This is a genomic window from Methylorubrum populi, from assembly GCF_002355515.1.
In the GTDB taxonomy this organism is placed as follows: Bacteria; Pseudomonadota; Alphaproteobacteria; order Rhizobiales; family Beijerinckiaceae; genus Methylobacterium; species Methylobacterium populi_A.
The window spans coordinates 2,437,048-2,463,533 of the sequence record NZ_AP014809.1 but is presented as its reverse complement, the minus strand read 5'-3'; the positions used below and the strand labels follow the sequence as shown (position 1 = coordinate 2,463,533).

Annotated in this window: 30 protein-coding genes; 5 read left to right on the top strand and 25 right to left on the bottom strand. The window is 67.9% G+C overall.

Translation table 11 applies throughout. The annotated features are described in order from the left end of the window. Positions 1 to 95: 95 nt before the first annotated feature. Both MPPM_RS11305 and MPPM_RS11300 read left to right on the top strand, forming a co-directional pair. Positions 96 to 560: a MarR family winged helix-turn-helix transcriptional regulator gene (locus tag MPPM_RS11305; protein WP_096485152.1), complete on the top strand. Its 465-nt coding sequence runs from the start codon at positions 96 to 98 to the stop codon at positions 558 to 560. A gap of 243 nt (positions 561 to 803) precedes the next feature. Next, on the top strand, positions 804 to 1,262 hold the full coding sequence (locus MPPM_RS11300; protein ID WP_096485151.1) for an NUDIX hydrolase: 459 nt from the start codon (positions 804 to 806) through the stop codon (positions 1,260 to 1,262). 383 nt (positions 1,263 to 1,645) lie between these two features. Here MPPM_RS11300 and MPPM_RS11295 read toward each other — a convergent pair whose 3' ends face one another. The 21 genes from MPPM_RS11295 to MPPM_RS11195 all read right to left on the bottom strand — a co-directional run bounded on the left by MPPM_RS11295 (position 1,646) and on the right by MPPM_RS11195 (position 19,934). Then, positions 1,646 to 1,909, bottom strand: a complete 264-nt coding sequence (locus MPPM_RS11295; RefSeq protein ID WP_096485150.1) for a hypothetical protein — start codon at positions 1,907 to 1,909, stop codon at positions 1,646 to 1,648. Between the two features lie 450 nt (positions 1,910 to 2,359). Next, a complete protein-coding gene (locus MPPM_RS11290) occupies positions 2,360 to 3,343 on the bottom strand; it encodes an AAA family ATPase (RefSeq protein ID WP_244573539.1) in 984 nt (327 codons plus the stop codon). Positions 3,344 to 3,536: 193 nt separating this feature from the next. Beyond that, complete coding sequence (gene rpsQ / locus MPPM_RS11285) at positions 3,537 to 3,803, bottom strand: 30S ribosomal protein S17 (protein ID WP_012454031.1); 267 nt, start codon at positions 3,801 to 3,803, stop codon at positions 3,537 to 3,539. 11 nt (positions 3,804 to 3,814) lie between these two features. After that, complete coding sequence (rpmC, locus tag MPPM_RS11280; RefSeq protein WP_003597107.1) at positions 3,815 to 4,030, bottom strand: 50S ribosomal protein L29; 216 nt, start codon at positions 4,028 to 4,030, stop codon at positions 3,815 to 3,817. A gap of 12 nt (positions 4,031 to 4,042) precedes the next feature. Further along, positions 4,043 to 4,456 carry a 50S ribosomal protein L16 gene (rplP, locus tag MPPM_RS11275; RefSeq protein WP_017485512.1) on the bottom strand — a complete coding sequence of 138 codons (414 nt, stop codon included), beginning with the start codon at positions 4,454 to 4,456 and terminating at the stop codon, positions 4,043 to 4,045. A gap of 33 nt (positions 4,457 to 4,489) precedes the next feature. Then, positions 4,490 to 5,236 (bottom strand): 30S ribosomal protein S3, encoded by a 747-nt coding sequence (rpsC, locus tag MPPM_RS11270; RefSeq protein WP_003597102.1) that lies wholly within the window; start codon positions 5,234 to 5,236, stop codon positions 4,490 to 4,492. A gap of 11 nt (positions 5,237 to 5,247) precedes the next feature. Next, positions 5,248 to 5,631 carry a 50S ribosomal protein L22 gene (gene rplV / locus MPPM_RS11265; protein WP_009865531.1) on the bottom strand — a complete coding sequence of 128 codons (384 nt, stop codon included), beginning with the start codon at positions 5,629 to 5,631 and terminating at the stop codon, positions 5,248 to 5,250. A 1-nt stretch (position 5,632) separates the two neighbouring features. Next, entirely contained in the window at positions 5,633 to 5,911 is a 279-nt protein-coding gene (gene rpsS / locus MPPM_RS11260; RefSeq protein ID WP_003597098.1) for a 30S ribosomal protein S19, read from the bottom strand. A gap of 5 nt (positions 5,912 to 5,916) precedes the next feature. Further along, positions 5,917 to 6,753 carry a 50S ribosomal protein L2 gene (gene rplB, locus MPPM_RS11255; protein ID WP_012454029.1) on the bottom strand — a complete coding sequence of 279 codons (837 nt, stop codon included), beginning with the start codon at positions 6,751 to 6,753 and terminating at the stop codon, positions 5,917 to 5,919. A 25-nt stretch (positions 6,754 to 6,778) separates the two neighbouring features. After that, positions 6,779 to 7,075: a 50S ribosomal protein L23 gene (locus MPPM_RS11250; RefSeq protein WP_012454028.1), complete on the bottom strand. Its 297-nt coding sequence runs from the start codon at positions 7,073 to 7,075 to the stop codon at positions 6,779 to 6,781. Next, positions 7,072 to 7,692, bottom strand: coding sequence for a 50S ribosomal protein L4 (gene rplD / locus MPPM_RS11245; protein ID WP_017485510.1), 621 nt, complete (start codon positions 7,690 to 7,692; stop codon positions 7,072 to 7,074). The genes MPPM_RS11250 and rplD overlap by 4 nt, the downstream gene beginning before the upstream one ends. Continuing rightward, entirely contained in the window at positions 7,692 to 8,432 is a 741-nt protein-coding gene (gene rplC / locus MPPM_RS11240; RefSeq protein ID WP_012454026.1) for a 50S ribosomal protein L3, read from the bottom strand. The genes rplD and rplC overlap by 1 nt, the downstream gene beginning before the upstream one ends. Before the next feature lie 50 nt (positions 8,433 to 8,482). Further along, on the bottom strand, positions 8,483 to 8,791 hold the full coding sequence (gene rpsJ, locus MPPM_RS11235) for a 30S ribosomal protein S10 (protein WP_003597088.1): 309 nt from the start codon (positions 8,789 to 8,791) through the stop codon (positions 8,483 to 8,485). A gap of 87 nt (positions 8,792 to 8,878) precedes the next feature. Beyond that, a complete protein-coding gene (tuf, locus tag MPPM_RS11230; RefSeq protein ID WP_012454025.1) occupies positions 8,879 to 10,069 on the bottom strand; it encodes an elongation factor Tu in 1,191 nt (396 codons plus the stop codon). Positions 10,070 to 10,123: 54 nt separating this feature from the next. Next, positions 10,124 to 12,199 carry an elongation factor G gene (gene fusA, locus MPPM_RS11225; RefSeq protein WP_096485149.1) on the bottom strand — a complete coding sequence of 692 codons (2,076 nt, stop codon included), beginning with the start codon at positions 12,197 to 12,199 and terminating at the stop codon, positions 10,124 to 10,126. Between the two features lie 74 nt (positions 12,200 to 12,273). Beyond that, positions 12,274 to 12,744: a 30S ribosomal protein S7 gene (gene rpsG, locus MPPM_RS11220; RefSeq protein WP_012454023.1), complete on the bottom strand. Its 471-nt coding sequence runs from the start codon at positions 12,742 to 12,744 to the stop codon at positions 12,274 to 12,276. Positions 12,745 to 12,885: 141 nt separating this feature from the next. After that, on the bottom strand, positions 12,886 to 13,257 hold the full coding sequence (gene rpsL / locus MPPM_RS11215) for a 30S ribosomal protein S12 (protein ID WP_004447775.1): 372 nt from the start codon (positions 13,255 to 13,257) through the stop codon (positions 12,886 to 12,888). A gap of 389 nt (positions 13,258 to 13,646) precedes the next feature. Further along, positions 13,647 to 17,114 carry an SbcC/MukB-like Walker B domain-containing protein gene (locus MPPM_RS11210; RefSeq protein ID WP_096485148.1) on the bottom strand — a complete coding sequence of 1,156 codons (3,468 nt, stop codon included), beginning with the start codon at positions 17,112 to 17,114 and terminating at the stop codon, positions 13,647 to 13,649. 569 nt (positions 17,115 to 17,683) lie between these two features. Beyond that, positions 17,684 to 17,890 (bottom strand): hypothetical protein, encoded by a 207-nt coding sequence (locus MPPM_RS11205; RefSeq protein WP_244573538.1) that lies wholly within the window; start codon positions 17,888 to 17,890, stop codon positions 17,684 to 17,686. A 411-nt stretch (positions 17,891 to 18,301) separates the two neighbouring features. Continuing rightward, positions 18,302 to 18,931, bottom strand: coding sequence for an alpha/beta hydrolase (locus MPPM_RS11200; RefSeq protein WP_096485146.1), 630 nt, complete (start codon positions 18,929 to 18,931; stop codon positions 18,302 to 18,304). 73 nt (positions 18,932 to 19,004) lie between these two features. Further along, the gene (locus tag MPPM_RS11195) at positions 19,005 to 19,934 is read right to left on the bottom strand and encodes a ring-cleaving dioxygenase (RefSeq protein WP_096485145.1); all 930 of its coding nucleotides are present in this window, start codon (positions 19,932 to 19,934) and stop codon (positions 19,005 to 19,007) included. 138 nt (positions 19,935 to 20,072) lie between these two features. Between MPPM_RS11195 and MPPM_RS11190 the strand changes: the two genes are divergently transcribed. Continuing rightward, positions 20,073 to 21,014 carry a LysR family transcriptional regulator gene (locus MPPM_RS11190; RefSeq protein ID WP_096485144.1) on the top strand — a complete coding sequence of 314 codons (942 nt, stop codon included), beginning with the start codon at positions 20,073 to 20,075 and terminating at the stop codon, positions 21,012 to 21,014. Between the two features lie 98 nt (positions 21,015 to 21,112). Here MPPM_RS11190 and MPPM_RS11185 read toward each other — a convergent pair whose 3' ends face one another. The 3 genes from MPPM_RS11185 to MPPM_RS27965 form a co-directional block, all read right to left on the bottom strand. Further along, the gene (locus MPPM_RS11185) at positions 21,113 to 21,748 is read right to left on the bottom strand and encodes a DUF4194 domain-containing protein (protein ID WP_096485143.1); all 636 of its coding nucleotides are present in this window, start codon (positions 21,746 to 21,748) and stop codon (positions 21,113 to 21,115) included. Positions 21,749 to 21,759: 11 nt separating this feature from the next. Then, positions 21,760 to 23,166: a Wadjet anti-phage system protein JetA family protein gene (locus MPPM_RS11180; protein WP_096485142.1), complete on the bottom strand. Its 1,407-nt coding sequence runs from the start codon at positions 23,164 to 23,166 to the stop codon at positions 21,760 to 21,762. A gap of 100 nt (positions 23,167 to 23,266) precedes the next feature. Continuing rightward, positions 23,267 to 23,983: a hypothetical protein gene (locus MPPM_RS27965; protein WP_162296265.1), complete on the bottom strand. Its 717-nt coding sequence runs from the start codon at positions 23,981 to 23,983 to the stop codon at positions 23,267 to 23,269. 193 nt (positions 23,984 to 24,176) lie between these two features. On the opposite strand from MPPM_RS27965, the gene MPPM_RS11165 reads away from it, so the two are divergent. Then, positions 24,177 to 24,851, top strand: coding sequence for an HAD family hydrolase (locus MPPM_RS11165; RefSeq protein WP_096485139.1), 675 nt, complete (start codon positions 24,177 to 24,179; stop codon positions 24,849 to 24,851). Between the two features lie 225 nt (positions 24,852 to 25,076). Then, positions 25,077 to 25,442 (top strand): hypothetical protein, encoded by a 366-nt coding sequence (locus tag MPPM_RS11160; RefSeq protein WP_096485138.1) that lies wholly within the window; start codon positions 25,077 to 25,079, stop codon positions 25,440 to 25,442. Positions 25,443 to 25,510: 68 nt separating this feature from the next. On the opposite strand, the gene MPPM_RS11155 is transcribed toward MPPM_RS11160, so the two are convergent. Continuing rightward, complete coding sequence (locus MPPM_RS11155) at positions 25,511 to 26,401, bottom strand: HpcH/HpaI aldolase/citrate lyase family protein (protein WP_096485137.1); 891 nt, start codon at positions 26,399 to 26,401, stop codon at positions 25,511 to 25,513. Positions 26,402 to 26,486 lie beyond the last annotated feature (85 nt).

Here is a 26,486-nt window from a genome sequence, read left to right as displayed (position 1 = left end):
CTGAAGTCGCGGCAGGGTTGAGGATCACCGGCAGGGTCGCCCGATCTCAAGGCGTCGCCGGCCGGAAGGCATTGTCGAACGGCAGGATGTGAACCGTGAATGCTCCCAATGAGAGCGCAGAGGTGCTGAGGGATCCGCTGCTGCTCGACAACCAGCTCTGCTACGCGCTCTACGCCGCGGCACACCGGATGACCAAATCGTACCGGCCGATGCTCGAGCGGATGGGGCTGACCTACCCGCAATATCTGGTTCTGCTCGTGCTCTGGGAGAACGACGGCATCACCGTTTCCGAAATCGGCCGACGGCTGCGCCTGGATTCCGGCACGCTCACGCCCGTGCTCAAGCGGCTCGAAACCAGCGGCCTGCTGAATCGCAGCCGCCGGCAGTCGGATGAGCGGGAAGTCGAGATCGCCCTGACCGATCAGGGCCGGGCTCTGCGCTCAGAGGCGGTCGCCGTGCGGCAGTCCGTCATGTGCCAGCTCAACATGTCGGAGCCCGAGATCCAGGCGATGCGGGCCGACCTGAACGCGCTCATCGAGAACCTGTCGACCGCGAGCTGATTGCCGAAAATCCGGGCCTGTCGCGTCCTTTTGCCGGTTAAATTTCCATTGAGTTGACGCATCGGTTTCCGGTAGGGACCCTTGTCGCCCAGGCCCCGGCGGCGACAGCAGCATCGATTGCGGCGACGTGCCTTCCCGTCATCAATCCTTCAAGGAAGTTTGGCCTTGTCTCTGCCCGCTCGGGAAAGGCTCGGCGGCAAACGCTGAGCGCGAACTGCGCCGGCCCGAAGGCGTTTCAGACGTATGATGGCCGGCCTGATCGAGAGCAGCCGCGAAGCGCGGCCCCAGGTCGGCGTGCTGCCGATGCGTCGGACTCCGGAGGGTGGAACCGAGATCCTGCTCGTCACCTCGCGGGAGACGCGGCGCTGGATCATCCCGAAGGGCTGGCCGATGAAGGGGCGCAAGCCTTTCGAGGCGGCCGCCCGCGAGGCCTACGAGGAAGCCGGCATCGTCGGCCGCGTCGGCAAGCGTCCGCTCGGGTTCTACCTCTACGAAAAGCGCCTGAAGAACCGTGATGCCGTGCTCTGTCAGGTGACGGTATTCCCCCTTGAGGTGCGCAAGCAGCTCAAGAAATTCCCTGAGCGGGGCCAGCGCGAGGCGCGCTGGTTCTCACCCTCGGAAGCCGCCGACATGGTCATCGAGGCCGGCCTCGCCGGACTGATCCGCGCCGCCGGCAATCGCGATCCGAAGAAGAAGCGCTGAGGCCTGATCGGCCAGGCCGCCTTCTGGACCAAGGGCACGAATCTCGTCGACGCCGCCCGCCCGCGGCGGTGTTAACGGCCTCGGCGGGCCTTGGAGACGTCTCCTATGGGCCGACAGGACCGCACCGAGCCCTCATTCCGGCCGGGATGCCCCGTTAACCCAGACGTGCCCTCCAGCATGGTCCTGAGCCCGCTGAGTTCGATCCCGCAGCCTGACAACGGATGGTCATCCGCCGGTCGCTGGCCGCGATCAATCAGCCGCTCCCACCGGACTACGCGTCTGAGATTCTCGCAGTTCCCTGCTCGCAAGCCAGGATGAGCGCGAACAGGTCCGACCCGGCGGAGCGACGCCGGGTCGTTGGACCGCTTCCGCGGCAGCAGGAGTTACCAGACGCTGCTTTCGGCCTCCGGCTTGTCGAGACGCAGCGGAGCGACAAAGCCCTCGGTCGGCGGCATCTCCGAAGGCGTGTTGTAGGGGATTGGTTCGAGCGGACTTTCGATCCGCACGGTCTGCGCAATCCCGGCCATAGCCGCAACAATCAGATGAAGCGACAAAAAGCCGAAGCTGACGGATTTCGGAACATCCCAGCTGTGCAAGACAGCAGCGCCGGCCGCTCCGACAGCGACGAACCCGACGACTTGATACACCTCCTATTCACCTTTACCTGCGCGCGCTCGGATAGCGCGCAAGTAATATATAGTGTGTCCGCTCTGCCGTTGCCGTGACGCGGCACACCGACATCTCTTCTGTTCAAGCACTACGCTGGGAAGGGCTCAAGCAGACAGACCGACTATTCATATCCGCTCTGCACTTGCGGGGCGACGACCCGCGAAAAGCCGACCTGACTCGAAGAGCGCGCTTGGCTGGAAACCAGATCAGATCACGACCCGTTGTCGCGCGAGGCATCATGAATCCTGCAGCCGAATGGCTCGGTTGCAGGTCGTCGCCCGTGTCGGTGCATGGGAGCATCACGATCGCCGCGGCGGTCCGTTGAGCAGTCGAGCAGCGTCAAGCCAGCCCCAGGCAGTTTGCTGATCGGACCGATGAGCCGCTCGGGTTCGTGCACCGCCGCCTCACCGAAATCCGCTCCCAGATCGTCAAAGGTCCTCGCCACAGCCGTCGAAGGGCGGCGCCTCCTTAGCGGCCCTGGCCGCTGTGAGGCCGATGATCCGGCGGCCGATACGGTTCCGGCTGCCGACCGCTTCGCCGAGGACGGCTTCGACCGTCGCGACCGTGATCCGATCGTTCGATCCTGCACCGATGGCGGCCTGCGCGAGACGGCGGACCATCTCCTTGATGAAGGCCGCGCTCGCCCCCTCCGATCGGGCGACGATGGACTCGACCGCACCGTCTTCGAAGGCGAGGGCTTGTCCGTAGAGGGCGACGAGCCGGCCACGGCAGCGCGCGTCCGGGCTCGCAATCTCAATCGCCTCGTCCACGCGGCCGGGGCGCGAGGCGAGTGCATCCTCGATCTCCTCGGGCCGGTTGGTGGTGAGGATGAACAGCACGTCGGCGTCGTCGCGCAGGCCGTCCATCTCGTTGAGCAGGCGGTTGAGGAGAACCTCGGTCTTCGGACTGTTCATGCCCTCGCGGGAGCGGCCGACCAAGTCGACATCCTCCAGCACGACGATGCTGGGTTGGAGCGTGCGGGCCAGCAGCATGTAGCGATCGAGGTTGGCGACTTCCTCTGCGGTGATGAGCACCGTCGTGCGCTCGGGAAGGTTCGAGGCGATGTAGCGGATGACGTGGGTCTTGCCGGTTCCGGGGGGCCCGTAGAGCAGAAGTCCCTTGCGCGTCGATTGCCCGAGCCGCCTCAGCGATGCGCGATGCCGGTCGAACTCGAAGACGTGCCGGTCGAGCCGCGCCATCGTCGCGGCATCGAGGATCACGGCCTCGCGCGCGACGACCGGCAGCTTGTGCACCTGCATGGCCGCCTTCATGCCGGAATAGTCCGATCCGGACTCGAAGGAGAGAACCTTGCCGCGATAGAGCGCCGAGTTCGCACCGGCCGATTGAACGGCACCGAGGAAGCCGCGCGCGAAGGCCAGCGAAGCGGGAGAAGTTGCGGGACATTCCTGCACTCCCTCAGAGTCCGCTGCACCTTTGCAGGGCCCTTCAAAGAGCCTGTCGAACGAACGTCAAAAACAGTCACCCGCACGGCTTAACTGCTGATGCGCAGCATCTTCATGCGTGTCCACGATCCTGGCGGACAAACGGAAACGGGCGCGGAACTCTCGCTCCGCGCCCGTCTCGAAACTCGTGCTGAGGAAAACCTCAGGCCGCCGTGCCGGCCGCCTCGGCCGCCGCCGCCTGATCCTCGACCAGCTTCCAGGTCTTGGTCTTGGAGTAGGGACGGGACTCCTCGATGAACACCGTCTGGCCGACCTTGGCCGTGTTGGCCTCGTCGTGCGCATGGTAGTTCTTCGAGCGGCGGACCGTCTTCTTCATCACCGGGTGGGTGAAGCGACGCTCCACCTTCACGACGATGGTCTTGTCGGTCTTGTCGCTGACGACGACGCCTTGAAGGACGCGCTTGGGCATGTGGAATCTCCTCAGGCCTTGGCCGCGTCCAGCGTCTTCTGACGCTGCAGCGTGCGGACACGGGCGATGTCGCGGCGGACCTCACGGACCCGGGCGACGTTCTCGAGCTGGCCCGTCGCGCCCTGGAAGCGCAGGTTGAACTGCTCCTTCTTCAGGCTGATGAGCTCGTCGGAAAGCTGATCCGCCGACAGAGCGCGCAGATCAGACAGTCTCTGGTCGGACTTCATGATCTCTTCCTATCAATCAGCGATGCGCTGGATGACGCGGGTGCGCACCGGCAGCTTCGCGGCACCGAGGCGCAGGGCCTCGCGGGCGATGTCCTCGGCCACGCCGTCGACCTCGAACATGATGCGACCCGGGTGAACGCGGGCCGCCCAGTATTCGGGGGCGCCCTTACCGGAGCCCATGCGGACCTCGGTGGGCTTGGCGGTGACGGGCAGATCCGGGAACACCCGGATCCACACCCGGCCCTGACGCTTCATCTCGCGGGTGATCGCGCGGCGGGCCGCCTCGATCTGCCGCGCGGTGATGCGCTCGGGTTCCAGGCACTTGAGGCCGAACTGGCCGAAGTTCAGCTCGAAGCCGCCCTTGGCCGCGCCATGGATGCGACCCTTGAACTGCTTACGGAATTTGGTCTTCTTGGGTTGCAGCATGGCAGCCTCTCAAGATCTCTAAGCGATCGAGCGTCAGGCGTGCGACGGCTCGCGGCGGCCGCGGCCACCCCGGTCGTCACCGTCACGCTCGCGGCGCCCGCCGGAACGGCCACCCTCTTCCTGGGCCTTCTTGTCCTGCGCCATCGGGTCGTGCTCGAGGATCTCGCCCTTGAACACCCAAACCTTGATGCCGCACGTCCCGTAGGTCGTGAAGGCGGTGGCGGTGCCGTAATCCACGTCCGCGCGCAGGGTGTGCAGCGGAACGCGGCCCTCACGGTACCACTCGGTGCGGGCAATCTCAGCGCCGCCGAGACGGCCGGCGCAGTTGATGCGGATGCCCTCGGCGCCCAGGCGCATGGCCGACTGCACGGCGCGCTTCATGGCGCGACGGAAGGCGACGCGACGCTCGAGCTGCTGCGCGATCGACTCGGCGACGAGCGTCGCGTCGATCTCGGGCTTGCGCACCTCGACGATGTTGATCGTCACGTCGGCCTTGGTCATCGTGCCGACGAGCTTGCGCAGCTTCTCGATGTCCGCGCCCTTCTTGCCGATCACCACGCCCGGACGGCCCGAGTGGATGGTGACGCGGCACTTCCGGTGCGGGCGCTCGATGACGATCTTCGAGACGGCGGCCTGCTTGAGCTGCTTCATGAGGGCGGCGCGGATGGCCACGTCCTCGTGCATCAGCTTGGCGTACTCGCCCTTCTCGGCGAACCAGCGGGAATCCCAGGTCCGGTTGATGCCGAGACGCAGGCCGATCGGATTGATCTTCTGACCCATGGGTAAACTCCTCAGGCCGCTTCAGCGCGCACTTCGCGAACCACGATCGTGAGGTTCGAGAAGGGCTTCAGGATGCGCGCGCCGCGACCGCGGGCACGGGCGTGGAAGCGCTTGAGAACCAGCGCCTTGCCGACGAAGGCCTGGGACACGACGAGATCGTCCACGTCGAGGTCGTGGTTGTTCTCGGCGTTGGCGATCGCGCTCTCCAGGCACTTCTTCACATCGCGGGCGATGCGCTTGCGGGAGAATTCGAGGTCGGCAAGGGCCGTATCGACCTTCTTGCCGCGGATCAGCGCCGCCACGAGGTTGAGCTTCTGGGGCGACACGCGGAGCATCCGCGCGACGGCCTTCGCCTCGTTCTCGGGGAGCGCGCGGGGGGTGGCAGGCTTGCCCATCTCAGCGCCTCTTCGCCTTCTTGTCGGCCGCGTGACCGGGGAAGGTGCGGGTCGGCGAGAACTCGCCGAACTTGTGACCGACCATCTCCTCGGTGACGTAGACCGGGATATGCTTGTGTCCGTTGTGCACACCGAAGGTGATGCCGACGAACTGCGGGAGAATCGTGGAGCGGCGGCTCCAGATCTTGACGACCTCGTTGCGGCTGCCGCCGCGGGCGGCGTCGGCCTTCTTGAGGAGGTAGCCGTCGACGAACGGCCCTTTCCAGAGGGAACGTGCCATGGCTGTTACTTCTTGCGGTTATGGCGGCTGGACAGGATGAAGGTGTCGGTCCGCTTGTTGGACCGGGTCTTCTTCCCCTTGGTGGGCACGCCCCAGGGCGTGACCGGGTTCCGGCCGCCCGAGGTGCGACCCTCGCCGCCGCCGTGCGGGTGATCCACCGGGTTCATGGCGACACCGCGGTTGTGCGGGCGCTTGCCGAGCCAGCGGTTGCGGCCGGCCTTACCCAGCGAGATGTTCATGTGGTCCGGGTTCGAGACCGCACCCACGCTCGCGAAGCACTGGCCGTGCACGAGGCGCTGCTCGCCCGAGTTCAGGCGCAGCGTCACGTAGCCCTGGTCGCGGCCCACGATCTGAGCGTAGTTGCCGGCCGAGCGGGCGATCGCGCCGCCCTTGCCGATCTTCAGCTCGACGTTGTGGACGATGGTGCCCACGGGCATCGAGCCGATCGGACCGGCATTGCCCGGCTTCACGTCGACGCTCTCACCCGCGACCACCTTGTCGCCCGGCGACAGGCGCTGAGGGGCGAGGATGTAGCTCTGCTTCCCGTCGGGGAAGGTGATGAGCGCGATGAAGGCGGTGCGGTTGGGATCGTACTCGATCCGCTCCACCGTCGCGGGAACGTTGAGGTTCTCGCGACGCTTGAAGTCGACGTTGCGCAGGACCCGCTTATGGCCACCGCCGCGGAAGCGGACGGTGATGCGGCCCAGGTTGTTGCGGCCGCCCGAGGAGCTCTTGCCCTCGGTCAGCGCCTTTACCGGCTTGCCCTTGTAGAGCTCACGGCGGTCGACGAGCACGAGCTGGCGCAGGCTCGGCGTGACCGGTTTGAATGTCTTCAAGGCCATCGGCTTGATCCTAACGCTTCAAGTCTCAGAGGCCGGTCGTGACGTCGATCGTATCACCCTCGGCGAGGGTCACGATCGCCTTCTTCACGTCCGAACGCTGCCCGCGCTGCCCGCGGAAGAACTTCTTCTTGCCCTTGGTCGTGAGCGTGTTCACGCCCGTGACCTTGACGTCGAACAGCTTCTCGACCGCATCCTTGATCTGCGGCTTGGTGGCCTTCGGGGCAACCCGGAAGACGACCTTGTTCTGCTCGGTGAGGTTGGTCGCCTTCTCCGTGATGACGGGGGAGACGATCACATCGTAGTGGCGCGGATCGGCACTCATTTGAAACGCTCCTCCAGCGCATCGACGGCGGCGCGCGTCAGCACGAGCGTGTCGCGACGCAGGATGTCGTAGACGTTGATGCCCTGCACGGGCAGCACGTCGATCTTCGGAATGGCGCGGGCGGCGCGGCCGAAGTTCTCGTCGACCTCCGAGCCGCCGATGATCAGCGCGCTCGACAGGCCGAGCTTCTCGAAGCGCTCGATCATCGCCTTGGTCTTGTGGCTGTCGACCTTGATGTCGTCCACGACGATCAGGGTCGAGGCCTTGGCCTTCGACGACAGGGCGTGCTTGAGGGCGAGCGCACGGACCTTCTTGGGAAGGTCGTGGCTGTGGTCGCGCACCACCGGACCGAAGGCCCGGCCGCCGCCGCGGAACTGCGGAGCGGAGGCCGCGCCGTGGCGGGCGTTGCCGGTGCCCTTCTGCTTGTACAGCTTCTTCGAGGTGCGATCGACATCCGAGCGGTTCTTGACCGCGTGGGTGCCGGCGCGCCGCTTGGCGAGCTGGTAGCGCACCATGCGCTGCAGGATGTCGGCGCGCGGCTCAAGGCCGAAGATCGCCTCGTTGAGCTCGACCGAGCCGGCGGAGCCGCCGTCGAGCGTGGTGATATCGAGTTTCATCACGCGTTCTCCTCGGACGCCGGAGCCTCGGGGGCCGCCTCGACCTGGGACGCGCCGGCGGAACCGTTCTCACGGAACTTGCCCGGCAGCGGCACGTCGGCCGGCAGCTTGCGCTTGACCGAGTCGCGAACCTGGATCCAGCCGCCGGCGACGCCGGGGACCGCACCCTCGACCAGGATCAGACCGCGCTCCGGATCGGTGCGGACGACCTTGAGGTTCTGCGTGGTGACGCGCTCGACACCGAGGTGTCCCGGCATCTTCTTGTTCTTGAAGGTCTTGCCCGGATCCTGGCGGCCACCGGTCGAACCGATCGAGCGGTGGGAGATCGACACGCCGTGGGTGGCGCGCAGACCGCCGAAGTTCCAGCGCTTCATACCGCCGGCGAAACCCTTACCCGTGGTGGTGCCCGTCACGTCGACGAACTGGCCCGGGATGAAGTGGTCGGCCGTGATCTCGGCACCGACCGGGATCAGCGCGTCCTCGGACACGCGGAACTCGGCGAGCTTCTTCTTGGGCTCGACCTTGGCGACCGCGAAGCGGCCGCGCTCGGCCTGCGACACGTTCTTGACCTTGGCCTTGCCGACGCCGACCTGGAGGGCGACGTAGCCGTCCTTCTCGGTCGTGCGGTGTGCCACAACCTGGCACTGATCGATTTGAAGCACGGTGACGGGCACATGCTCGCCTGCGTCCGTGAAGACGCGGGTCATGCCGACCTTCCGTGCGATGACGCCTGAGCGCATAGGTCTCTCCCTCGCGCGATGAAACGGTAAGCTCTAAATCCAGCGCGGACTTAGAGCTTGATCTCCACGTCCACGCCAGCGGCGAGGTCGAGCTTCATCAGCGCGTCCACGGTCTGCGGCGTCGGGTCGACGATATCGAGCACCCGCTTGTGCGTGCGCATCTCGAATTGTTCGCGCGACTTCTTGTCGATGTGCGGCGAGCGGTTCACCGTGAACTTCTCGATATGCGTCGGCAGCGGGATCGGGCCCCGGATCTGCGCGCCGGTGCGGCGCGCGGTCGAGACGATCTCCTTGGTGGACGCATCGAGGATGCGGTGATCGAACGCCTTGAGGCGAATGCGGATGTTCTGACCGTTCATGACCTGACCTCGGCGGAAACGTTGGAAGGGCGGGCGCGAGGGCCCGCCCCTCTTACGTCCCCTGTCGATGATGCCTTGCGGTGGCGGTTAGTCGTTGATGGCGGCGACGACGCCGGCACCGACGGTGCGGCCGCCCTCGCGGATGGCGAAGCGCAGCTTCTCTTCCATGGCCACCGGCACGATCAGCACCACGTCCATGGTCACGTTGTCGCCCGGCATCACCATCTCGGTGCCCTCGGGCAGCGTGCACACGCCGGTCACGTCCGTCGTGCGGAAGTAGAACTGCGGGCGGTAGTTGGTGAAGAACGGCGTGTGGCGACCGCCCTCCTCCTTCGTCAGGATATAGGCCTCGGCCTTGAACTTCGAGTGCGGCTTCACCGAACCCGGCTTGCACACGACCTGGCCGCGCTCCACGTCCTCGCGCTTGGTGCCGCGCAGCAGCACGCCGACGTTGTCGCCCGCCTGGCCCTGGTCGAGCAGCTTGCGGAACATCTCGACGCCGGTCACCGTCGTCTTCGTCGTCGGGCGGATGCCGACGATCTCGACTTCCTCACCGACCTTGATGATGCCGCGCTCGACGCGACCCGTCACCACCGTGCCGCGGCCCGAGATCGAGAACACGTCTTCGATCGGCATCAGGAACGGCATGTCGATCGGACGCTCCGGCTGCGGGATGTAGGCGTCGACCGTCTCCATCAGCTTCAGAACGGCGTCGCGGCCGATCTTCGGCTCCTTGTCCTCGAGCGCCATCAGGGCCGAGCCCTTGGTGATCGGGATGTCGTCGCCGGGGAAGTCGTACTTGGAGAGAAGCTCGCGCACCTCGAGCTCGACGAGCTCCAGGAGCTCCTCGTCGTCGACCATGTCGACCTTGTTGAGGAACACCACCAGCGCCGGCACGCCGACCTGGCGGGCGAGCAGGATGTGCTCGCGGGTCTGCGGCATCGGGCCGTCGGCAGCGGACACGACCAGGATCGCGCCGTCCATCTGGGCGGCGCCCGTGATCATGTTCTTCACGTAGTCGGCGTGGCCGGGGCAGTCGACGTGCGCGTAGTGGCGGTTGGTGGTCTCGTACTCGACGTGCGCCGTCGAGATCGTGATGCCGCGCGCCTTCTCCTCGGGGGCCTTGTCGATCTGGTCGTAGGCCGTGAAGGTCGCGCCGCCCGACTCCGCCAGAACCTTCGTGATCGCCGCCGTCAGCGACGTCTTGCCGTGATCGACGTGTCCGATCGTGCCGATGTTGCAGTGCGGCTTATTACGGGAGAACTTTTCCTTACCCATCTGGGCCTCCTAATCGTCAGTGTCGTGGTTCGAAGAAGCTTTGCGCGCTCGCCGTTAGGCGTACTTGGCGATGACCTTGTCGGCCTCGCCGCGCGGCACTTCCTCGTAATGGTCGAACTGCATCGTGAAGTTGGCGCGGCCCTGGGAGAAGGAGCGCAGCTGGTTCACGTAGCCGAACATGTTGGCCAGCGGCACCATCGCGTTGATGACGTTGGCGTTGCCCCGCATGTCCTGGCCCTGGATCTGGCCGCGGCGGGAGTTGAGGTCGCCGATGACCGAACCGGTATACTCTTCCGGCGAGACGACCTCGACCTTCATCACCGGCTCGAGCAGGACCGAGCCGCCCTTCTGCAGCGCCTCACGGAAGGCGGCGCGGGAGGCGATCTCGAAGGCGAGCGCCGAGGAGTCGACGTCGTGGTAGGCGCCGTCGACCAGCTCCACCTTCACGTCGACCACCGGGAAGCCGGCGAGCACGCCCGCGCCGAGGACCGAGTTGAGGCCCTTCTCGACGCCGGGGATGTACTCCTTCGGCACCGCGCCGCCGACGATCTTCGACTCGAACGAGAAGCCGGCGCCCGGCTCGTTCGGCTCGACGACGAACTTCACCCGGGCGAACTGACCGGTACCACCGGTCTGCTTCTTGTGGGTGTAGTCGATCTCCTGACGGCGGGTCAGCTTCTCGCGGTACGCCACCTGCGGCTGGCCGATATTCGCGTCGACCTTGTAGGTACGGCGCAGAATGTCGACCTTGATGTCGAGGTGGAGCTCGCCCATCCCCTTGAGGATGGTCTGGCCCGATTCCTGGTCCGTCGAGACGCGGAAGGACGGATCCTCGGCGGCGAGCTTCGAGAGCGCGATACCGAGCTTCTCCTGGTCGGCCTTCGACTTCGGCTCGACGGCGATCTCGATGACGGGCTCGGGGAACTCCATCTTCTCGAGGATCACGGCCTTGTTGGCGTCGCACAGGGTGTCGCCGGTGCGGGTGTCCTTGAGGCCGGCCAGGGCGACGATGTCGCCGGCATAGGCCTCCTTGATGTCCTCGCGGTTGTTGGCGTGCATCAGCAGCATGCGGCCGACGCGCTCCTTCTTGTCGCGCGAGGAGTTCAGCACGCTGGTGCCCGACTCGACCTTGCCCGAGTACACGCGGCAGAAGGTGATCGTGCCGACGTGGGGATCGTCCATGATCTTGAAGGCGAGCATGGAGAAGGGATCCTCGTCCGTCGGCTCGCGCTTGACCGGCTCCTCGGTCTTGAAGTCGAGGCCGTCGACCGCGCCGCGATCGACCGGGGACGGCAGGTAGTCCACGACGGCGTCGAGGAGCGGCTGCACGCCCTTGTTCTTGAAGGCCGAGCCGCACAGCACCGGGTGGAAGGCGCGCAGCTGCACGGCCTTGCGCACGAGGCGGCGCAGACCATCCTCGTCCGGCTCCACGCCGTCGAGATAGGCGGTCATCGCGTCGTCATCGAGCTCGACGCAGGCCTCGACCAGCTTGGTGCGGTACTCGACGGCCTGGTCCTTGAGGTCAGCGGGGATCTCTTCCTCGGCGAAGTTGGCGCCGAGCGCCTCGCCCGACCAGACGATCGCCTTCATCTTGATGAGGTCGATGACGCCCTTGAAGCTCGACTCGGCACCGATCGGCAGCTGGAGGCAGACCGGCTTGCCGGCGACGCGGCCGATGATGTCGGCGACGCACTTGAAGAAGTCGGCGCCGATCTTGTCCATCTTGTTGACGAACACGACGCGCGGCACGTCGTACTTGTCGGCCTGACGCCACACGGTCTCGGTCTGGGGCTCGACGCCCTGGTTGCCGTCGAGCACGCAGACGGCGCCGTCGAGCACGCGCAGCGAGCGCTCCACCTCGATGGTGAAGTCGACGTGGCCGGGGGTGTCGATGATGTTCAGGCGCTTGTCGCGCCAGAAGCAGGTGGTCGCAGCCGAGGTGATCGTGATGCCACGCTCCTGCTCCTGCTCCATCCAGTCCATCGTGGCGGCGCCCTCATGGACCTCGCCGATCTTATGGGACTTGCCGGTGTAGTAGAGGATCCGCTCGGTCGTCGTGGTCTTGCCGGCATCAATGTGGGCCATGATGCCGAAGTTGCGGTAGTCCTCGATCGCATGCGTGCGGGGCATCGGGGTCTCTCCGGGAGAAAGCGGGCACGAAGCGCGGCCCCTTGGCCGCGCTCGAAGGTCTCAGGACCGGTGAATTACCAGCGGTAGTGCGAGAAGGCGCGGTTGGCCTCGGCCATCCGGTGGGTGTCTTCGCGCTTCTTGACGGCGTTGCCGCGGTTGTTGGCGGCGTCGAGCAGCTCGGCGGAGAGACGCTCGACCATAGTCCGGTCGTTGCGGCCACGAGCGGCCTGGATCAGCCAGCGGATGGCGAGAGCCTGGCGGCGCTCGGTGCGGACCTCGACGGGGACCTGGTAGGTCGCGCCGCCGACGCGGCGGGAGCGAACCTCGATCGCCGGGGCGACGTTGTCGAGGGCGGCGCGGAACACCTCGATCGGGTTGGCGCGGGCGCGGCTCTCGACGAGGTCGAAGGCGCCGTAGACGATCCGCTCGGCGGTCGACTTCTTGCCCTCGTACATGATGGAATTCATGAACTTGGTGAGGACGACGTCGCCGTACTTGGCGTCCGGGATGATCTCGCGCTTCTCGGCAGAGTGACGACGGGACATGGTTCAGACTCTCGAAAAACTGGCTTTAAGCACCTCACGCAGGCCGCCTTGAGCGAAGAGCCGGCGACATCCTTGTGAGGCGGTGGAAATAGACGCCCGAAGAAAATCCTCCGGACGCTGATCTTACTTCAGGCGCCGATCTTACTTCGGGCGCTTGGCGCCGTACTTCGAGCGGCGCTGCTTGCGGTTCTTGACGCCCTGCGTGTCGAGCACGCCGCGCAGGATGTGGTAGCGCACACCCGGAAGGTCCTTCACGCGGCCGCCGCGGATCATGACCACGGAGTGCTCCTGAAGGTTGTGGCCCTCACCGGGGATGTAGCCGATCACCTCGAAGCCGTTGGTCAGGCGCACCTTGGCGACCTTACGAAGCGCCGAGTTCGGCTTCTTCGGGGTCGTGGTGTAGACGCGCGTGCAGACGCCGCGCTTCTGCGGGCAGGCGTTGAGCGCCGGCACCTTGTTGCGCGCCTTCTGCGCCTTGCGCGGCTGGGCGATCAGCTGGTTGATCGTCGGCATCCTGTGCCCTCTTCATCCGGCCGCACGGGGCGGCCACCGTCTGAAACCTGTCGAAGCCCCTTGCGGAGCGGTCGGTCCGCAGGCGAACCTGCGGCAAAACGAATAGCGCCAGAGGCCGGTCAGGGCCTTTGGCGATGGTGAGGCAGAGGATCACGCCGTTGAGCGGCGCGGTCTTACCCGCTGATCTGACGAGTACGTCAGGGTGTGGTGCCGGTATCGGTCTGACGACGGTCGCCGAAGCCCCTGGCTTCGACCCGAAAGCGACTCTCGATCCACCGGAGTGGCGCGCTTCTACGCGGGAGGGTCGGCTCCGTCAATGCCCGGAGAGGATAAAGTTCGGTGAACGGCCCTCTCTTCCGCGGCCAAGCTAATTCCCGGCCGCGACGCCGCTATTCGGCGGCGTCCGAGAGGCGGAACGCCTCGATTCCGCGCCGCTCTGGGTTGATTTCGGCGAGTGCCCGTTTCGCCGTTTCCAGCGGATGCTCGGCCTCGATTCGGACCGAGGCGAGATCCGGGCTCTTGTAGACGGTGACGACGGTGTCCATCACCTCGGTGAGCGTCGTGCGCTTGTCCTCCGGCGCGGCGATCAGGAGCTGCAGGCCCCAGGCGCGGAAGAGATCGACCAGCGACTGGCTGTTGCGCACGTCGAGCTTGGAGAAGGCCTCGTCGAGGAGGCAGAGGCCGAGCCCCGGCGTCTCGTCGCCGGGGCGGTCGCCGGGATAATAGGCCGAGGCCATCGAGGCGGCGATCGCCACGTAGAAGGGCGCCTGCGCCTCCCCGCCCGATCCCCGCAGCGCCCGGCTCGACAGGGTGGTGCGGTTGCCCGCCCGGTCGCGCATGCCGATCTCGTAGACGAAGTAGTTGCGGTAATCGGCAAGCCGCGCCGCGCTCTCCTCACCCTCGATCAGCGCGGTGATCTCGGCGAGCGCCGCCGCGAGCGGGCTCTTGTCAGTCCCGTCCTCAGGGCCGGGGAGTACCGCCTGCGCCGCATCGGGCGAGCGGGCGACCTCGGTGGCGAGCGCGTGGACGGCGGCGTAGCGCCGATCCACCTCGGCCTCGAAGGCGTAGGTCTGGCCGGTGAAGGTCTGCGAGGCGAGGCGCTCGTTGAGGGCGTCGAGTCGTGCCCGCATCCGCTCGAACTTGTCGGCGAGCCGGGTCAGCAGATCCTCGGTCATCAGGCGGCGCATCTCGGCCTCCGCCCGAAGCGACTGGTCGCGGTAGCGGCGCAGTTCGTGCCCAGCCACCTCGTCGCGCTCGCGCGTCGCCCAGGCATAGCCGAACGAGGCCGGCTGCTCGCCCGAGCCCAGCGGGTTCTCGACCCGCCACGCGGCGCAGTATTCGGCGAGGTCGCGCTCGGCGGCGCGGCCCTGGTTGCGCACACTGTCGGCCGCCTCGCGGGCGGAGGCGCGGGCCTGCGAGGCCAGAGCCGCGAGCGCCTTGGTGTCGAGCGAGGCCCGGTCGGCCCGCGCCCCGGCGATGCCCTCGATCGTGCCCGGCACGTCGGCGGGGACGGTGCCGGTGAGGCGGATGCGCACCGTGTCGCCGGTGGTCCAGCGCTTGAGCGCCGTGCGGTAGGCCAGGAACGCGGCGCGCGCCGCCTCTCGCCCCTGCGCGACCCGCGCCTTCAGCCCCGCCTCCTCGGCGAGCAGGGCGTCGCGCTTGGGCTCCAGCACCTGCACCAGCTCGGTGAGGTAGGCGGAGCGCTCCTTCTGAAGCTCCTTCAGCTCCGCCTCGATCACGCCGGCATCGGCGCGGGCGACCGTCTCCTGCTCGGTGGCGAGGCTGCGGCGCCGGCCCTCGATGGCGTCCGCCTCGGCGCGCAGGGCCTCGAGATCGACCGGCGCCTCGGCGAGACGGCTGCGCAGCAGGCTGGCGATGCGGGCGGCCTCGCGCATCACGGTGGCCTCGGCGCGCAGAACCCGCGCCTCCTCGCGCGCCTCGTCGAGGCGGCGGCGAGTCTCGGCGGTGGGCCCGCGCTGGCCGCGGGTCATCATCAGCGGCACGGGGCGCACCACCGAATAGGCCATGCCGGAGGTCGAGCGCCCGCTCGGCGCCACCGCGCGGCTCATGTGGCGCAGCGCGGCGTCGTCCGGCGCGAGGTCGTAGCCGCCGAGCCGGGCGGCGAGGAAGGCTTCGGCGTGGTCGCTCTCGGTCTCGATCAGGCCCATCGGCCCGTCGTCGAAGCGGCGTGCCGCGCGGCGGGCGGTATCGGTGGTCTTCACCAGCAGGCAGCGGAAGAACTGGTTCTTGCGCGATTCGAGCAGGGCGAAGGCGCGGTCCAGGCGATCGGGCTCGACCACCAGAGCCTCGCGGGCGCGGCCGAGAAGCCCTTCCAGCGCCGGGCCCCATTTCGGATCGACGATCTCGGCGAGTTCGCAGATCGGCGCCGCCTCGATCCCGAGCCGTCCCAGTTCCTCGCGAAAGGCCTCCGTATCGGAAGACAGACGCGCGGCCGAAGTGCGTCCCGCATTCACCTGCGCGTCGAGGCCGCGAACCTCGTTCTCGCGTTCGCGGGCCTTGAGGGCGAGGTCTTCCGCTTGCTCTTCCAGGGCTCCCGCGACGTCCGGAATCTGCGCGAGGCCGTCGAGCAGACCCTTGAGCGGCCCGTCGACCCTCAAAATGTCCTCCGGCGGCGCCTCGCGGCGCAGCCCCGAGCGGGCGCAGGCCTCGACGATGCGCGCCGCCTGGAGATCGATCCGGCGCAAGGGACCGCTGATCGCGGTGAGGCGGCCGGCATCCTGCACGAGGCCGACGATCCCGGCGAGGCGGTTCGTCAGGTCGCGCCGGTCACGGGCGACCATGGCGAGGCCGGCATGCGAGGCGGCGAGCCGCGCCTCCGCCGCGCTGCCGACGATCAGCGCCTTGCGGGCGGCGATCTCGGTGTCGATCTCGCGCACGAAGCCCTGGCTCGTCGCCACGCTCTCGCGGGCGATGCGCAGGCGCTCCGACGTCTCGGTGAGCAGGCGGCGGGCCTCGGCATGGTCGAGGATGCGGCGGCGCAGATCGGCGCTGCCGGCGCGCATCTCGTCCAGCGCTGCGGTGAGGCTCGCCCGGGCCCAGGATTCGTAGCGCTCGCAGATGCGGGAGAGGTGGGCGAGGCGCTTCTCCAGCTCCTCGATGGTCTCGAGGAGCCGCCGCCACGTCTCGATCGACTGGCGGATGCGGGCGACATCAAGGGGCTCGGCCTCCAGCACGAAGCTGCGCACGAAGGCGCTGGTGTCGAAGATCGGCTTGAACGCCACCGCGTTGGAGAAGGTGCGCAGGAACTGGCGCGGATCGGGCACCGCCGCGCCCTCCCGCAGAGTCGCCAGCACGGCGGCGGTGAAGCGCTCGCCGGAGGTGCGGAACTCCTCGAAGCTGTCGGCCCGGCGGCGCAGATCCGCGGCGACCTCGGCCCAGGGCGCGACGAAGCTGCCCTCCGCCGTCTCACGTACGTAATCGGCGATCTCGAAGCGGTGGCCGATGGCGACGAAGCGCGAGAGCGTCTCCTCCTTCGGCTCCTCGGAGCGGGCGGCGAGCGCCAGCCCGACCGTGACGACGCGCCCGCTCTGCGGGTTCTCGAAGACGAGGGCGATGAGGGTCTCGCAGGCCTCCCGCGTCGGGCGCCCGCCCTCGGCCGGGTCGCTGATCCAGCCGAGGCAGTAGTCGCGCACGGTGCGGGCGCTGCGGCCCGAGGCGGAGGCGTTCAGCGCCAGCCGACTCGCGTTGTTGCCGGCCAGCACGGTGCCGACGGCGTCGAAGATCGTGGACTTGCCCGCGCCCGTGGGACCGACGAGCGCCGCCGCGCCCCGAATCCGGATCTGCTCGCGCCGGATGAGGTACCAGTTCGAGATCGCGATGTCGGTGAGGCGATACACCGGCCCGGCCGCTTGTCCCCGAGGTTGAACGAGAGACAGGGCAATGGACGCTCCGCCCGGCTCACGCAAGGGCGGGATCGCCCGGCGCAGCGGGCAGGAGCGATCGGCGCAGCGGGTAAGAGCGACCGGTGGGGCCGAAGGAAGCGCGAAAACGCCGGAGGTGGCCAATCCGCGTCGCGAGCGGCCGAAAAACAAAGATCACCGAGCCGTGATTTGACGACGTGACGTCGATCCGAGACGAGACCTGTCCGTACGCTGGCCGGCAGGCGATGCTGCGAACAACTGCCACAGACTTGTTTCAACGACAGGTTTATGAGGCACTCTCGATTACTGCCATTCAGGGCGGTATGCGTAGTTTGACACATGCGAGAAGGATCGATTCTGGCAAAACCGGAATGCGATCCATGCCATACGGTAACATGCCCGCCCCCTCTGCCAGCACATCGATTGTTGAGATGCCCGCCCACCGTCCGCGCCTGATTTACGGGATCCTGTTCATCGTCACGTCTGTTGTGCTGTGGGGAACGGCATCGTGGATGGCAGGCACCATCATCTGGGTCTAACCCGCCTCAGACGTCCTTCTTGTAGGCAAGGTAACCTCCGAACACGTAACCTCCCTGCAATGCGCAGAGGGAGGCCGCGATCATCAGCAGGTCGGCGAGCGCAAGCTGGCCGGTGTGGAGATGATAAAAGATTCGTGCCGCGACGACAAAAAAGCTTGCGATAGCAAGCATTCCCCAATGATAAAACAGGCCGATCAGCATACCTGCGATCACAAGAAATAAAATCGTTAGCACTGGATCAAGATCCTATTTGGACGACCCGGCATCTGACGGCCTCTCCGTAGAAATTTTCCTTATGTTATCGCCATGTCGGAGCGTGGGCAAAGGCGCGCTTGGTGTAAAGCTAGTTTGATTCTGCGAGTTTCCCGTTATCGGACGACATCGTTAACGGGTTCGTCACCCTGAGAACCGCGCGTCCGAAAGTCGCCGGGCGCGCATGGGCGGCCCCACGCACCGCGCATTGCCCCTCTCGATCCCATCGGTCGCCGCGCCGTTCCAAGCCGAGGATCTTGGCCGGGCACAGCGTGACGGGGACGCAGGGCCCCCGCCACTTCTCGATATCTCCCGCGGAAGCGCCCGATCCGAGCTCCCCCCGCATCCGGACAGCGAGGCCGCGAGGACGGTTCAGCCGCCGAAACTCCCGGCGAGCCACGCGCCGGCCGCGGCAAGATCCGCCTGCGACAGGCCGTGCCCGGCCGGATTGACCGTGTGGGTCACCGAGGCGCCCGCCTGCCGCAGGCGCGCGGCGAGCCGCTCGGCATTGTCGGCGGGCACGATCGGATCGAGGGCGCCCGAGAGCAGCAGCACCGGGCGCCCGGCGAGGTCGGCCGGCGGGCTCTCGGCCAACGGCACCATCGCCCGCAGCAGCACCGCGCCGGCCAGAACCTCCGGATGCAGCAGCAGCGTCGCGGCGGCGATGTTAGCCCCGTTCGAGAAGCCGACCGCGATCGGCGCGGCAAGCCCGTAGGCGTCGCGCGCCTGCGCCACGAACGCGGCGAGGTCGCCGGCGCGGCGGCGCACATCCGCCTCGTCGAACACGCCCTCCGCGAGGCGGCGGAAGAAGCGCGGCATGCCGTTCTCCAGAACCGGACCGCGGGGCGAGAGCAGGTCCGAGCCGGGGGAGAGGGCGCGGCCCAGCGGGAGCAGGTCGGTCTCGTCGCCACCCGTGCCGTGCAGCAGCAGGAGCGGCGGCGCGCTTGCGCCGGTGCCGGGCTCGAAACGGTGGACGAAGTCGAAGGTGACGCCGTTCGTCATGGCTGTCTCCGTTCAGTGTGAGGATGGGACGGCCGCCCGATCGAGTTCGGACGGCCGCCGAGGCGTGGTGGGGTCAGGCGACCTTCGGCAGCACCGCCTCGATCCGGTCGCGGTGCGGTTCGAGAAAGGGCGGCAGCTTCAGCGCGGTCCCGAGCTCCGCCGCCGGCTCGTCGATGGCAAAGCCCGGCGCGTCGGTGGCGATCTCGAACAGCACGCCGCCCGGCTCGCGGAAGTAGACCGAGCGGAAGTATTGCCGGTCGCGCTGCTCGGTCACCGCCATGCCGTAGCGATCGCTCAGCCGCTCCGACATCGCCGCCTGCCCCGCGTCGTCGGCGGCGCGGAAGGCGATGTGGTGGACCGAGCCCGCCCCCTGCCGACCCGGCAGGAAGTCGCCGACCGCCCGCAGCGTCACGAAGCCGCCCAGGGCCGCCCCGCTGGTCAGCCGGATCTGGCTGCCCTCGCGGGCCGCCTCCGCGAAGCCGAGCACGTCGGTGAGGATCGCGGCGGTCGAATCCGCCCCGCGCAGCAGCAGGGTGACGCCGTGGAAGCCGCGGATCGCGGTCTCCGGCGCGATGCCCTCCGGCGCCCAGGCCGGCTCGGCCTCCGCCCCCTCAACACCGACGAGGGCGAGCGGCATCCCGTCGGGATCGCGGAAGCGCAGCACCGTCTCGCCGAAGAGACTCACCGGCGCCTCGTGGGCGACGTTCAGCGACACGAAGCGGTGCGTCCAGGCGCCGATGGCGGCCCGCGGCACGCGGAAGGCCGTCTCCGAGACCTGCCCGATCCCGACCCGGCCAGGCGCGGCCTGGGCGATGGGGAAGAAGGTCAGGATCGTGCCGGGCGCGCCCGCCTCATCACCGAAATAGAGGTGGTAGGTGCCCGGATCGTCGAAATTGACGGTCTTCTTCACCAGGCGCAGGCCGAGCACGCGGGTGTAGAAGTCGATGGTGCGGGCGGTGTCGCTGGCGAAGGCCGTGACGTGGTGGATGCCGTGCGTGCTCATGGTGCGGGTCTCCTGATCGAGGGATCGCCGCGGGGAGCCGGTCCGGCCCGAGCTGCGATCGGTGTGAAGCCAATCTGGCCCTTGCCTGTGCCGGTGAAAACGGAAACGATTGAAATGTATCGTTTCCGGATTTGATTGATGGCGAAGCTCCCCGATTTCGAGGCCTGGGCCGTGTTCGCGGTGGTGGCCGACGCGCTCTCCTTCGCCCGCGCGGCCGAGGAACTCGGGCTGTCGAAGGCCACCGTGTCGAAGGCGGTGGCGCGCCTCGAGACACGGCTCGGGGCGCGGCTGTTCCACCGCACCTCCCGCCGCCTCGCCCTCACCGAAGCCGGCCGCCTCGCGCGCGAGGACGCGGCCGGCTTGCTCGCCGCGGGCGAGGCGGCGGAGGCCCGCGCGCTCGACGCCAACGGCGTCCCGCGGGGGCGGGTGCGGCTCGCCGCGCCGATGTCCTTCGGGGTCGCCCACCTCGCGCCGGTGCTACCGGAATTCCTGGCCGCGCACCGCGAGGTCTCGGTCGATCTGCACCTGTCCGACGCGCTGGTCGATCTCGTCGGCGGGGGATTCGATCTCGGCCTGCGCATCGCCGCGCTCCCCGATTCCTCGCTCAGAGTGCGGCGGCTCTGCGGCGTGCGCCGCTCGCTCGTGGCGACGCCGGCCTATCTCGAACGGCACGGGGCTCCGCAGCATCCGGAGCATCTGAAGGGCCGCGCCTGCCTCGGCTACGCCTACCTGCCGACGCCCGACCGCTGGCCCTTCACCAACACCGCGGGCGAGACGGTCACGATCGTCCCCGAAGGCCCGCTACGGGCCAACAACGCCGACGCCCTGGCGCCGGCGCTGCGCGCCGGACTCGGGCTGGCGGTGCAGCCGGACTTCACGATCTGGGAGGATCTGAAGTCGGGCCGCCTGGAGCGGGTGATGCCGGACTGGCAGCCGCCGCCGATCGCCCTCAACCTCGTGATGCCGCCGGGCCTGCCGCGCCCGGCCCGGGTCTCGGCGCTGATCGCCTTCCTGGAACGCGCTTTCTCCACCGCGCCCTGGGCGCAGGAAGAGGCTTCGCCTCAGATCGATGTGCGTTGACCCCGCCCATCGGTCGGGATCAACGCGCCCGGCGGACGACCGCCGCCACGCATTCGCGTGGGCGAACGGCAACGAGCCAGGCTCATCGCCGTTCGGTCTCAGGCGCCCCTCCCCTCCCCGGCGGAGGCCCAGGCGCGGACCTGATCCATCCAGGCATCCGGCGAGAGCACGGTGATGCCCGGCATCACCATCAGCGGCGTCACCCGCTCGGCCCGGTCGCGCTCGCCCAGCCGCAGGGCCCCCTTGCGGGCGAACAGGCGCAGGATCTCGATCAGGCGCGCCTCGTCCGGCGGCTCGGCGCGGGCGGCGGAGCGGATCGCGTCGGCGATGTCGTCGGTGGTGCATTCCACCGTGCCGTCGGTGGAGACCCGGTGGTCGCGCAGGCCCTCCTCGTAGGCGAGCCGCAGGGCCAGCAGCACCAGAGTCTCGTCCTTGCGCAGCCGCTCCCCCTGCGCGTCGTGGCGCACGCCGTCCGGCGGCAAGGCAAGGAACACCATCTGGTCGCGGTGGGCGACCTCGAAGCGGTAGCCGAGACAGGCGAAGTAGTCGCGGAAGAACGGCGCGTAGTGCCGGGCGAGTTCGTAGGAGCGGCCGATGCCGGTGGTCGCGGCGTAGATGCACTGGCTCTTCAGCATCACCTGAAGCGCGCGGATCAGCTCCTCCTCGCTCGGGGCCGAGCTGCCGGGCGGGGGCGTCTCCTCACCGTCGAGGATGGCGCGGAAGGGTTCGAGCATGTCGTGTCCGTTCAGCCTGCTTTGCCGGCTCCGCGACGGGCGGCCGGAACGCGCTCGATCACGAAGTCCGGGCAGTCGAGCCAGCCGTTGGAGACGCGGCCCTCGGTCCGGGCCACGCGGTAGCGGTCGCGCAGAACGCCGTCGAACAGCACGTCGATCTCGCGCAGGCGCTGGAACACGACGAAGGCGTCCACGTCGTCCACCGCGATCTCCGAGCCGCGAAGCGTCTTCACCTGCTGCAGCCGGGCATCGAGATAGGCGACGATCCGCTCCGGCGTCACCGTGATGCGGCGGCGGAACTCGTCCTTGGCGGCGATGAAGGCCTCGATCGCCGGATCGACATCGATCTCGGGCAGGGGCTCGTACTCGATGATCCGGCGCGGCATGCGCGGATTGGTGAGCTGCGGCGGACCGATCGGCGAGCGCAGCACCGACACTTGCGGCAGGGGCAGACCGGCAAGGTCGTCCTCGCCCGCGCCGACGGCGCGGAGCGCTGCGGCCGCCCGCTCGATCCGAGCGGAATCGCGCGGGTCGCGGTAGCGGAGCGCCGCCGAGATCCGCCGCTCCAGCCGCGCCACCACATCCGCCACCGCGTCGAGATGCGGGTCGAGGCCCTCGAAGATCGACAGGATCTCGACGAGATCGGTGCGCACCATCCGCTCGGCGGCGGTGATGTCGGCGGCACGGCCCTCGCGCAGGTTGCCGTCCGCCAGCGCCCGGAGCGTCAGCGGATCGCGCAAGGCGCGACCCGCCTCGCGCACGATGCCGGAGCGGAAGCGGAACGGATTGAAGCGGGTGTGCAGCGTCCGGTAGTCGGAGACGAGGTGGCGCTCGACGAATTCCTCGAAATAGAGCCGGAAGGCCGCGCTGAGATCGGGCTCGCGCAGGATCCGCTCTTCGAGCTTGCGCATGGCGCCGGCCAGCCCGCGCAGGTGGCCGAGGAAGGTGCGCGAGGCTTTCGCCGCGTTGCGCAGGGCCTCCGAGCGGTCGGCGGGGCTGGCGATGGCGCTCTCCAGCGCGCTCAGGACTTCGAGCACCGCGCCGCCGTAGGAGCGGGTCTCGCCGCGCTCGATCCGGGCCAGTTCCTCGATCAGCAGCCGCGCGTCGGGGTCGAAATCGACCACCGGGACGTAGCGCTCGCGCCGCTCCACCAGCCAGCCGGCCTCGATCAGCCTGCGGAACACCGCCGAGCGCCGCTCGATCGGATCGACGGGCGTCGCCTCGTCGTCGGCAATTTCGGCCTGGCTCCAGCCGACGGAGAAATCGCCGATGGCGGCCAGCAGCTCGCTCTTGCGCAGGGGCTCGGCGGCATCGCCGAACACCCGGGCATGCAGGTGCAGCAGCAGGGCCGCGTTGAAGGCGCGGCTCGGCGAGGCGAGCGGGCGGAAGAGGTCGTCGGCGAGATGGGTGAACAGCATGCTTTTTCGCGCGCAGCCGGTATCACACCCCGCACCGTTCACGCCAACCCGGACGACTCAGTCCGTCCATTCGGCTCTGGATACGGACGCGACAGAGCGATCAACGGGAGGCATCAGCATCCTGACCTTGCCGCGCGCGTGCCCGTGAGGCGATCCACCAATCGTTCTGCCAATCCTCGTAGCCGAGCAGCATCCCCTCCAGGCGCTGGAACGTCTCGTTCCAGCCACCGGCCGGTCTCGCAGCGGTGCGCAGCAGTCTGAAGGCCGGGATCCGCCACTCCTCGCCTTTCGGCGTGTAGTAGGCGGTTCTGATGCCCTCGAACCGGGGGTGAGGATTGGGCTCGAACGGCTCCAGAACGACCTCCTTGTGCAAAACGCCCCTTTCCACCCACCGGTCGAAGCTGTCCTCGCCGGGGAAGCGATGCGGCGGGTACTCGAACTCCATGAAGGCCAGCTTCTTGCGGCCCTCCAGCATCAGCGGCAGCTCGAAACCCGTATGAATGAGGTAGGGCGCGTCCGTGACGTGCCGCCTCTGCCGGGAAAGATGCACCTCGATCGTCCGCAGGCCCAGCGCCGCGAGATCGAGTCCGACACCGAAGCGGGCTTCGATCGCCTCTCGCTCGGCCGTATCCAGAGCGTAGCACCGGGCAAGGCCTGGATCTGCGGCGGACATCTCGCCAAGGATCGCCCGCAGGTCATCGAGACGGGCGATCTCGAACTTTGCCGCCAGAACGGGGCACCAAAGCTCGACATCCAAGGCTTCGAGCACGAAGACGGATTTTTCCGGATCAGTCTGCATGTCGTCAAGTGATGGCATCCCCCCAGCATTTCAATCTTATTGACATAAACCTCTAGACAGAGGGCATCGACTGTCATTGACCGGAGAAGGACGGATAAATCGGCTCCGCCCGACACCGACACGAAAGGCTGGAGACCTCGCCTCGGCCGAGCGTCGTGGGAACGCATCGTTGGTTGAGCCTCTTGCGATCATGGAGACCGCGGGAGGTTCCATGCGCATCGAAACCGTCTTCCTGTTCGACCTCGACGGCACCCTGGTCGACAGCGTCTACCAGCACGTCCTCGCCTGGAAGGAGGCGCTCGACGCGGAGGGGATTCCGCTCTCGGTCTGGCGCATCCACCGCAAGATCGGGATGAGCGGCGGCCTGTTCACCAACCAGCTCCTGCGCGAGACAGGGCTCGACATCGACCCGGAGCGGATCGGCCGGCTGCGGCGGCTGCATGCGGAGGCCTATGGCCGGCTCTCGAAGGGCGTCGTGCCGCTGCCCGGTGCGAAGGAACTGCTGGCGACGCTGACCGAAAACCGTATCCCCTGGGCCATCGCCACCAGCGGGCGGATGGAGACCGCGGGCCACAACCTCGTCGCGCTCGGCGTCGATCCCGGTCAGGTGCCGGTGGTGACGCGCGACCTCGTGAAATACGCCAAGCCCGATCCCGACCTGTTCCTCGCCGCCGCCGAGCGGCTGAACGCGCCGATCGAGCACGCGGTGATCGTCGGCGATTCGATCTGGGACATGCTGGCGGCCCGCCGCTGCCGCGGCCTCGGAGTCGGACTGCTCTCGGGCGGGTACGGCACGGAGGAGCTGGAGCGCTCCGGGGCAGTCAGGGTCTACGACGACCCCGCCATGCTTCTGCAACATCTCGATGAGGTCGGCGGCCGGCGCTGAGCACGGCGGCCGCGATACGGCCAAGTTTAGACCGACGCCCGACCACACGCATTCGAAGGCGTGGCTCAATGGAGCGATCCTGACATTTGGATGAACAGGTGCATGCACCTTCATTCATGCGACAAAACGTAATGTGAGCTCCGGCACATCGAGAGTGAACCAAATCCAGACCGTGCTCGTTGGGGTGCCAATGGATCGGGGATCCTCCCCTTTCGGAGAGACTTGATGAAGAAGCTTGCGATTCTGTCCGCCGTGGCCGTGCTCGGCGTGGGCGCCCTGTCCTCGACCGACGCCGAGGCCCGCTGGCGCGGCCGGGGTGGCGGCGGTGCGGTGGCAGCCGGTGTCATCGGTGGCCTCGCGGCCGGCGCGCTCGTCGGCGCAGCGGCCTCGAACGCCTACGGCTACGGTGGCGGCTACGGCTACGATTACGGCTATGCCCGTCCGGTCGCCGGCTACGGTTACGGCTACGCCCGTCCCGCCTATGGCTACCGCAGCGTCGGCTATTACGACGGCGGCTACTACGCCCCGCGCCGCGCCTATGGCGGCTATTCCTGGGGTGGCCCGGCCTACGATTACGGCTACGGCTGGTAAGCCCTTCGGCCGTCATCGCCTCTCATGACGGCACGGCCGCGCCCGCTCGGGCGCGGCCGTTTCGCGTTTCAGGCTGCGGCGTCGCGGGCGGCGATGGTCTCGGACCACACCACGGCGCGGCGGGCCATGCCGATATGCTGGCGCTCATACATGCGGCCCTCGACCTTGATCGCCGCGCGCTTTTCGTTTTCCGGCAGGTTGAAGGCCTCGATCACAAGGCGGGCGCGGCGCACCTCCTCCTCGGTCGGCGCGAACGAGGTGTTGGCCGGCTCGATCTGATTGGGGTGGATCAGCGTCTTGCCGTCGAAGCCGAGGTCGCGCGCCTGACGGCACTCCTCGCGGCAGCCCTCCGGATCGGCGATGTCGTTCCACACACCGTCGAGGATGATCAGCCCCTCGGCGCGGGCGGCGGCCAGGGTCAGCATCATCCAGGGGAGCATCGGCACGCGCCCGCGCACGAGCTGCGCCCAGGTATCCTTGGCCAGATCGTTGGTGCCGAGCACGAAACCGGTGAGCCGATTGCGGCGGTCGCGGCGGGCCTTGGCGATCTCGTGGATGTTGAGGATCGCCGCCGGGGTCTCGATCATCGCCCAGACGGCGATGGAATCCGGAGCGTCGAGCGCCTCAAGCGCGTCGGCCACGCTCTCCAGCACCGCCGGAGAGGAAACCTTCGGCATCAGGATCGCGTCGGGCTTGGCCTGGATCGCCGCGCGGAGATCGCCGTCGCCCCAGGGGGTCTGCGGCGCGTTCACCCGGATCACGAGTTCGCGATGCCCGTAGCCGCCGCCCTTCACGGCTTCGCAGACCTGCTCGCGCGCCCGCTCCTTCTCCTCGTTCGCGACGGCGTCCTCGAGATCGAGGATCAGCGAGTCGGCCGGCAGCGTCTTCGCCTTCTCAAGGGCGCGCTGGTTCGATCCCGGCATGTAAAGGACGCTGCGGCGCAACCGCAAATCGGACATGTCTCGTCTCCTCCTAGGGGCCGGTAAGGGACGCCATATGCCGACCTCCGCCCTCGTTTGAATTCATAATACAAAGAATCCCGAT

Coding starts and splice junctions, on each gene's coding strand:
- rpsS (WP_003597098.1), bottom strand. CDS start 5,911: ATGGCACGTTCCCTCTGGAAAGGGCCGTTCGTCGACGGCTACCTCCTC.
- rplV (WP_009865531.1), bottom strand. CDS start 5,631: ATGGGCAAGCCTGCCACCCCCCGCGCGCTCCCCGAGAACGAGGCGAAG.
- MPPM_RS11160 (WP_096485138.1), top strand. CDS start 25,077: ATGAAGAAGCTTGCGATTCTGTCCGCCGTGGCCGTGCTCGGCGTGGGC.
- MPPM_RS11190 (WP_096485144.1), top strand. CDS start 20,073: ATGGCGAAGCTCCCCGATTTCGAGGCCTGGGCCGTGTTCGCGGTGGTG.
- MPPM_RS11195 (WP_096485145.1), bottom strand. CDS start 19,934: ATGAGCACGCACGGCATCCACCACGTCACGGCCTTCGCCAGCGACACC.
- rpsC (WP_003597102.1), bottom strand. CDS start 5,236: ATGGGTCAGAAGATCAATCCGATCGGCCTGCGTCTCGGCATCAACCGG.
- rpsJ (WP_003597088.1), bottom strand. CDS start 8,791: ATGAACGGTCAGAACATCCGCATTCGCCTCAAGGCGTTCGATCACCGC.
- rpmC (WP_003597107.1), bottom strand. CDS start 4,030: ATGAAGTCCGACCAGAGACTGTCTGATCTGCGCGCTCTGTCGGCGGAT.
- MPPM_RS27965 (WP_162296265.1), bottom strand. CDS start 23,983: ATGCCATCACTTGACGACATGCAGACTGATCCGGAAAAATCCGTCTTC.
- MPPM_RS11185 (WP_096485143.1), bottom strand. CDS start 21,748: ATGCTCGAACCCTTCCGCGCCATCCTCGACGGTGAGGAGACGCCCCCG.
- rpsQ (WP_012454031.1), bottom strand. CDS start 3,803: ATGCCCAAGCGCGTCCTTCAAGGCGTCGTCGTCAGCGACAAGACCGAC.
- tuf (WP_012454025.1), bottom strand. CDS start 10,069: ATGGGTAAGGAAAAGTTCTCCCGTAATAAGCCGCACTGCAACATCGGC.
- rpsG (WP_012454023.1), bottom strand. CDS start 12,744: ATGTCCCGTCGTCACTCTGCCGAGAAGCGCGAGATCATCCCGGACGCC.
- MPPM_RS11250 (WP_012454028.1), bottom strand. CDS start 7,075: ATGAGTGCCGATCCGCGCCACTACGATGTGATCGTCTCCCCCGTCATC.
- rplC (WP_012454026.1), bottom strand. CDS start 8,432: ATGCGCTCAGGCGTCATCGCACGGAAGGTCGGCATGACCCGCGTCTTC.
- rplD (WP_017485510.1), bottom strand. CDS start 7,692: ATGAAACTCGATATCACCACGCTCGACGGCGGCTCCGCCGGCTCGGTC.
- MPPM_RS11180 (WP_096485142.1), bottom strand. CDS start 23,166: ATGCTGTTCACCCATCTCGCCGACGACCTCTTCCGCCCGCTCGCCTCG.
- rpsL (WP_004447775.1), bottom strand. CDS start 13,257: ATGCCGACGATCAACCAGCTGATCGCCCAGCCGCGCAAGGCGCAGAAG.
- MPPM_RS11165 (WP_096485139.1), top strand. CDS start 24,177: ATGCGCATCGAAACCGTCTTCCTGTTCGACCTCGACGGCACCCTGGTC.
- MPPM_RS11300 (WP_096485151.1), top strand. CDS start 804: ATGATGGCCGGCCTGATCGAGAGCAGCCGCGAAGCGCGGCCCCAGGTC.
- rplP (WP_017485512.1), bottom strand. CDS start 4,456: ATGCTGCAACCCAAGAAGACCAAATTCCGTAAGCAGTTCAAGGGTCGC.
- MPPM_RS11200 (WP_096485146.1), bottom strand. CDS start 18,931: ATGACGAACGGCGTCACCTTCGACTTCGTCCACCGTTTCGAGCCCGGC.
- rplB (WP_012454029.1), bottom strand. CDS start 6,753: ATGGCCTTGAAGACATTCAAACCGGTCACGCCGAGCCTGCGCCAGCTC.
- fusA (WP_096485149.1), bottom strand. CDS start 12,199: ATGCCCCGCACGCATGCGATCGAGGACTACCGCAACTTCGGCATCATG.
- MPPM_RS11155 (WP_096485137.1), bottom strand. CDS start 26,401: ATGTCCGATTTGCGGTTGCGCCGCAGCGTCCTTTACATGCCGGGATCG.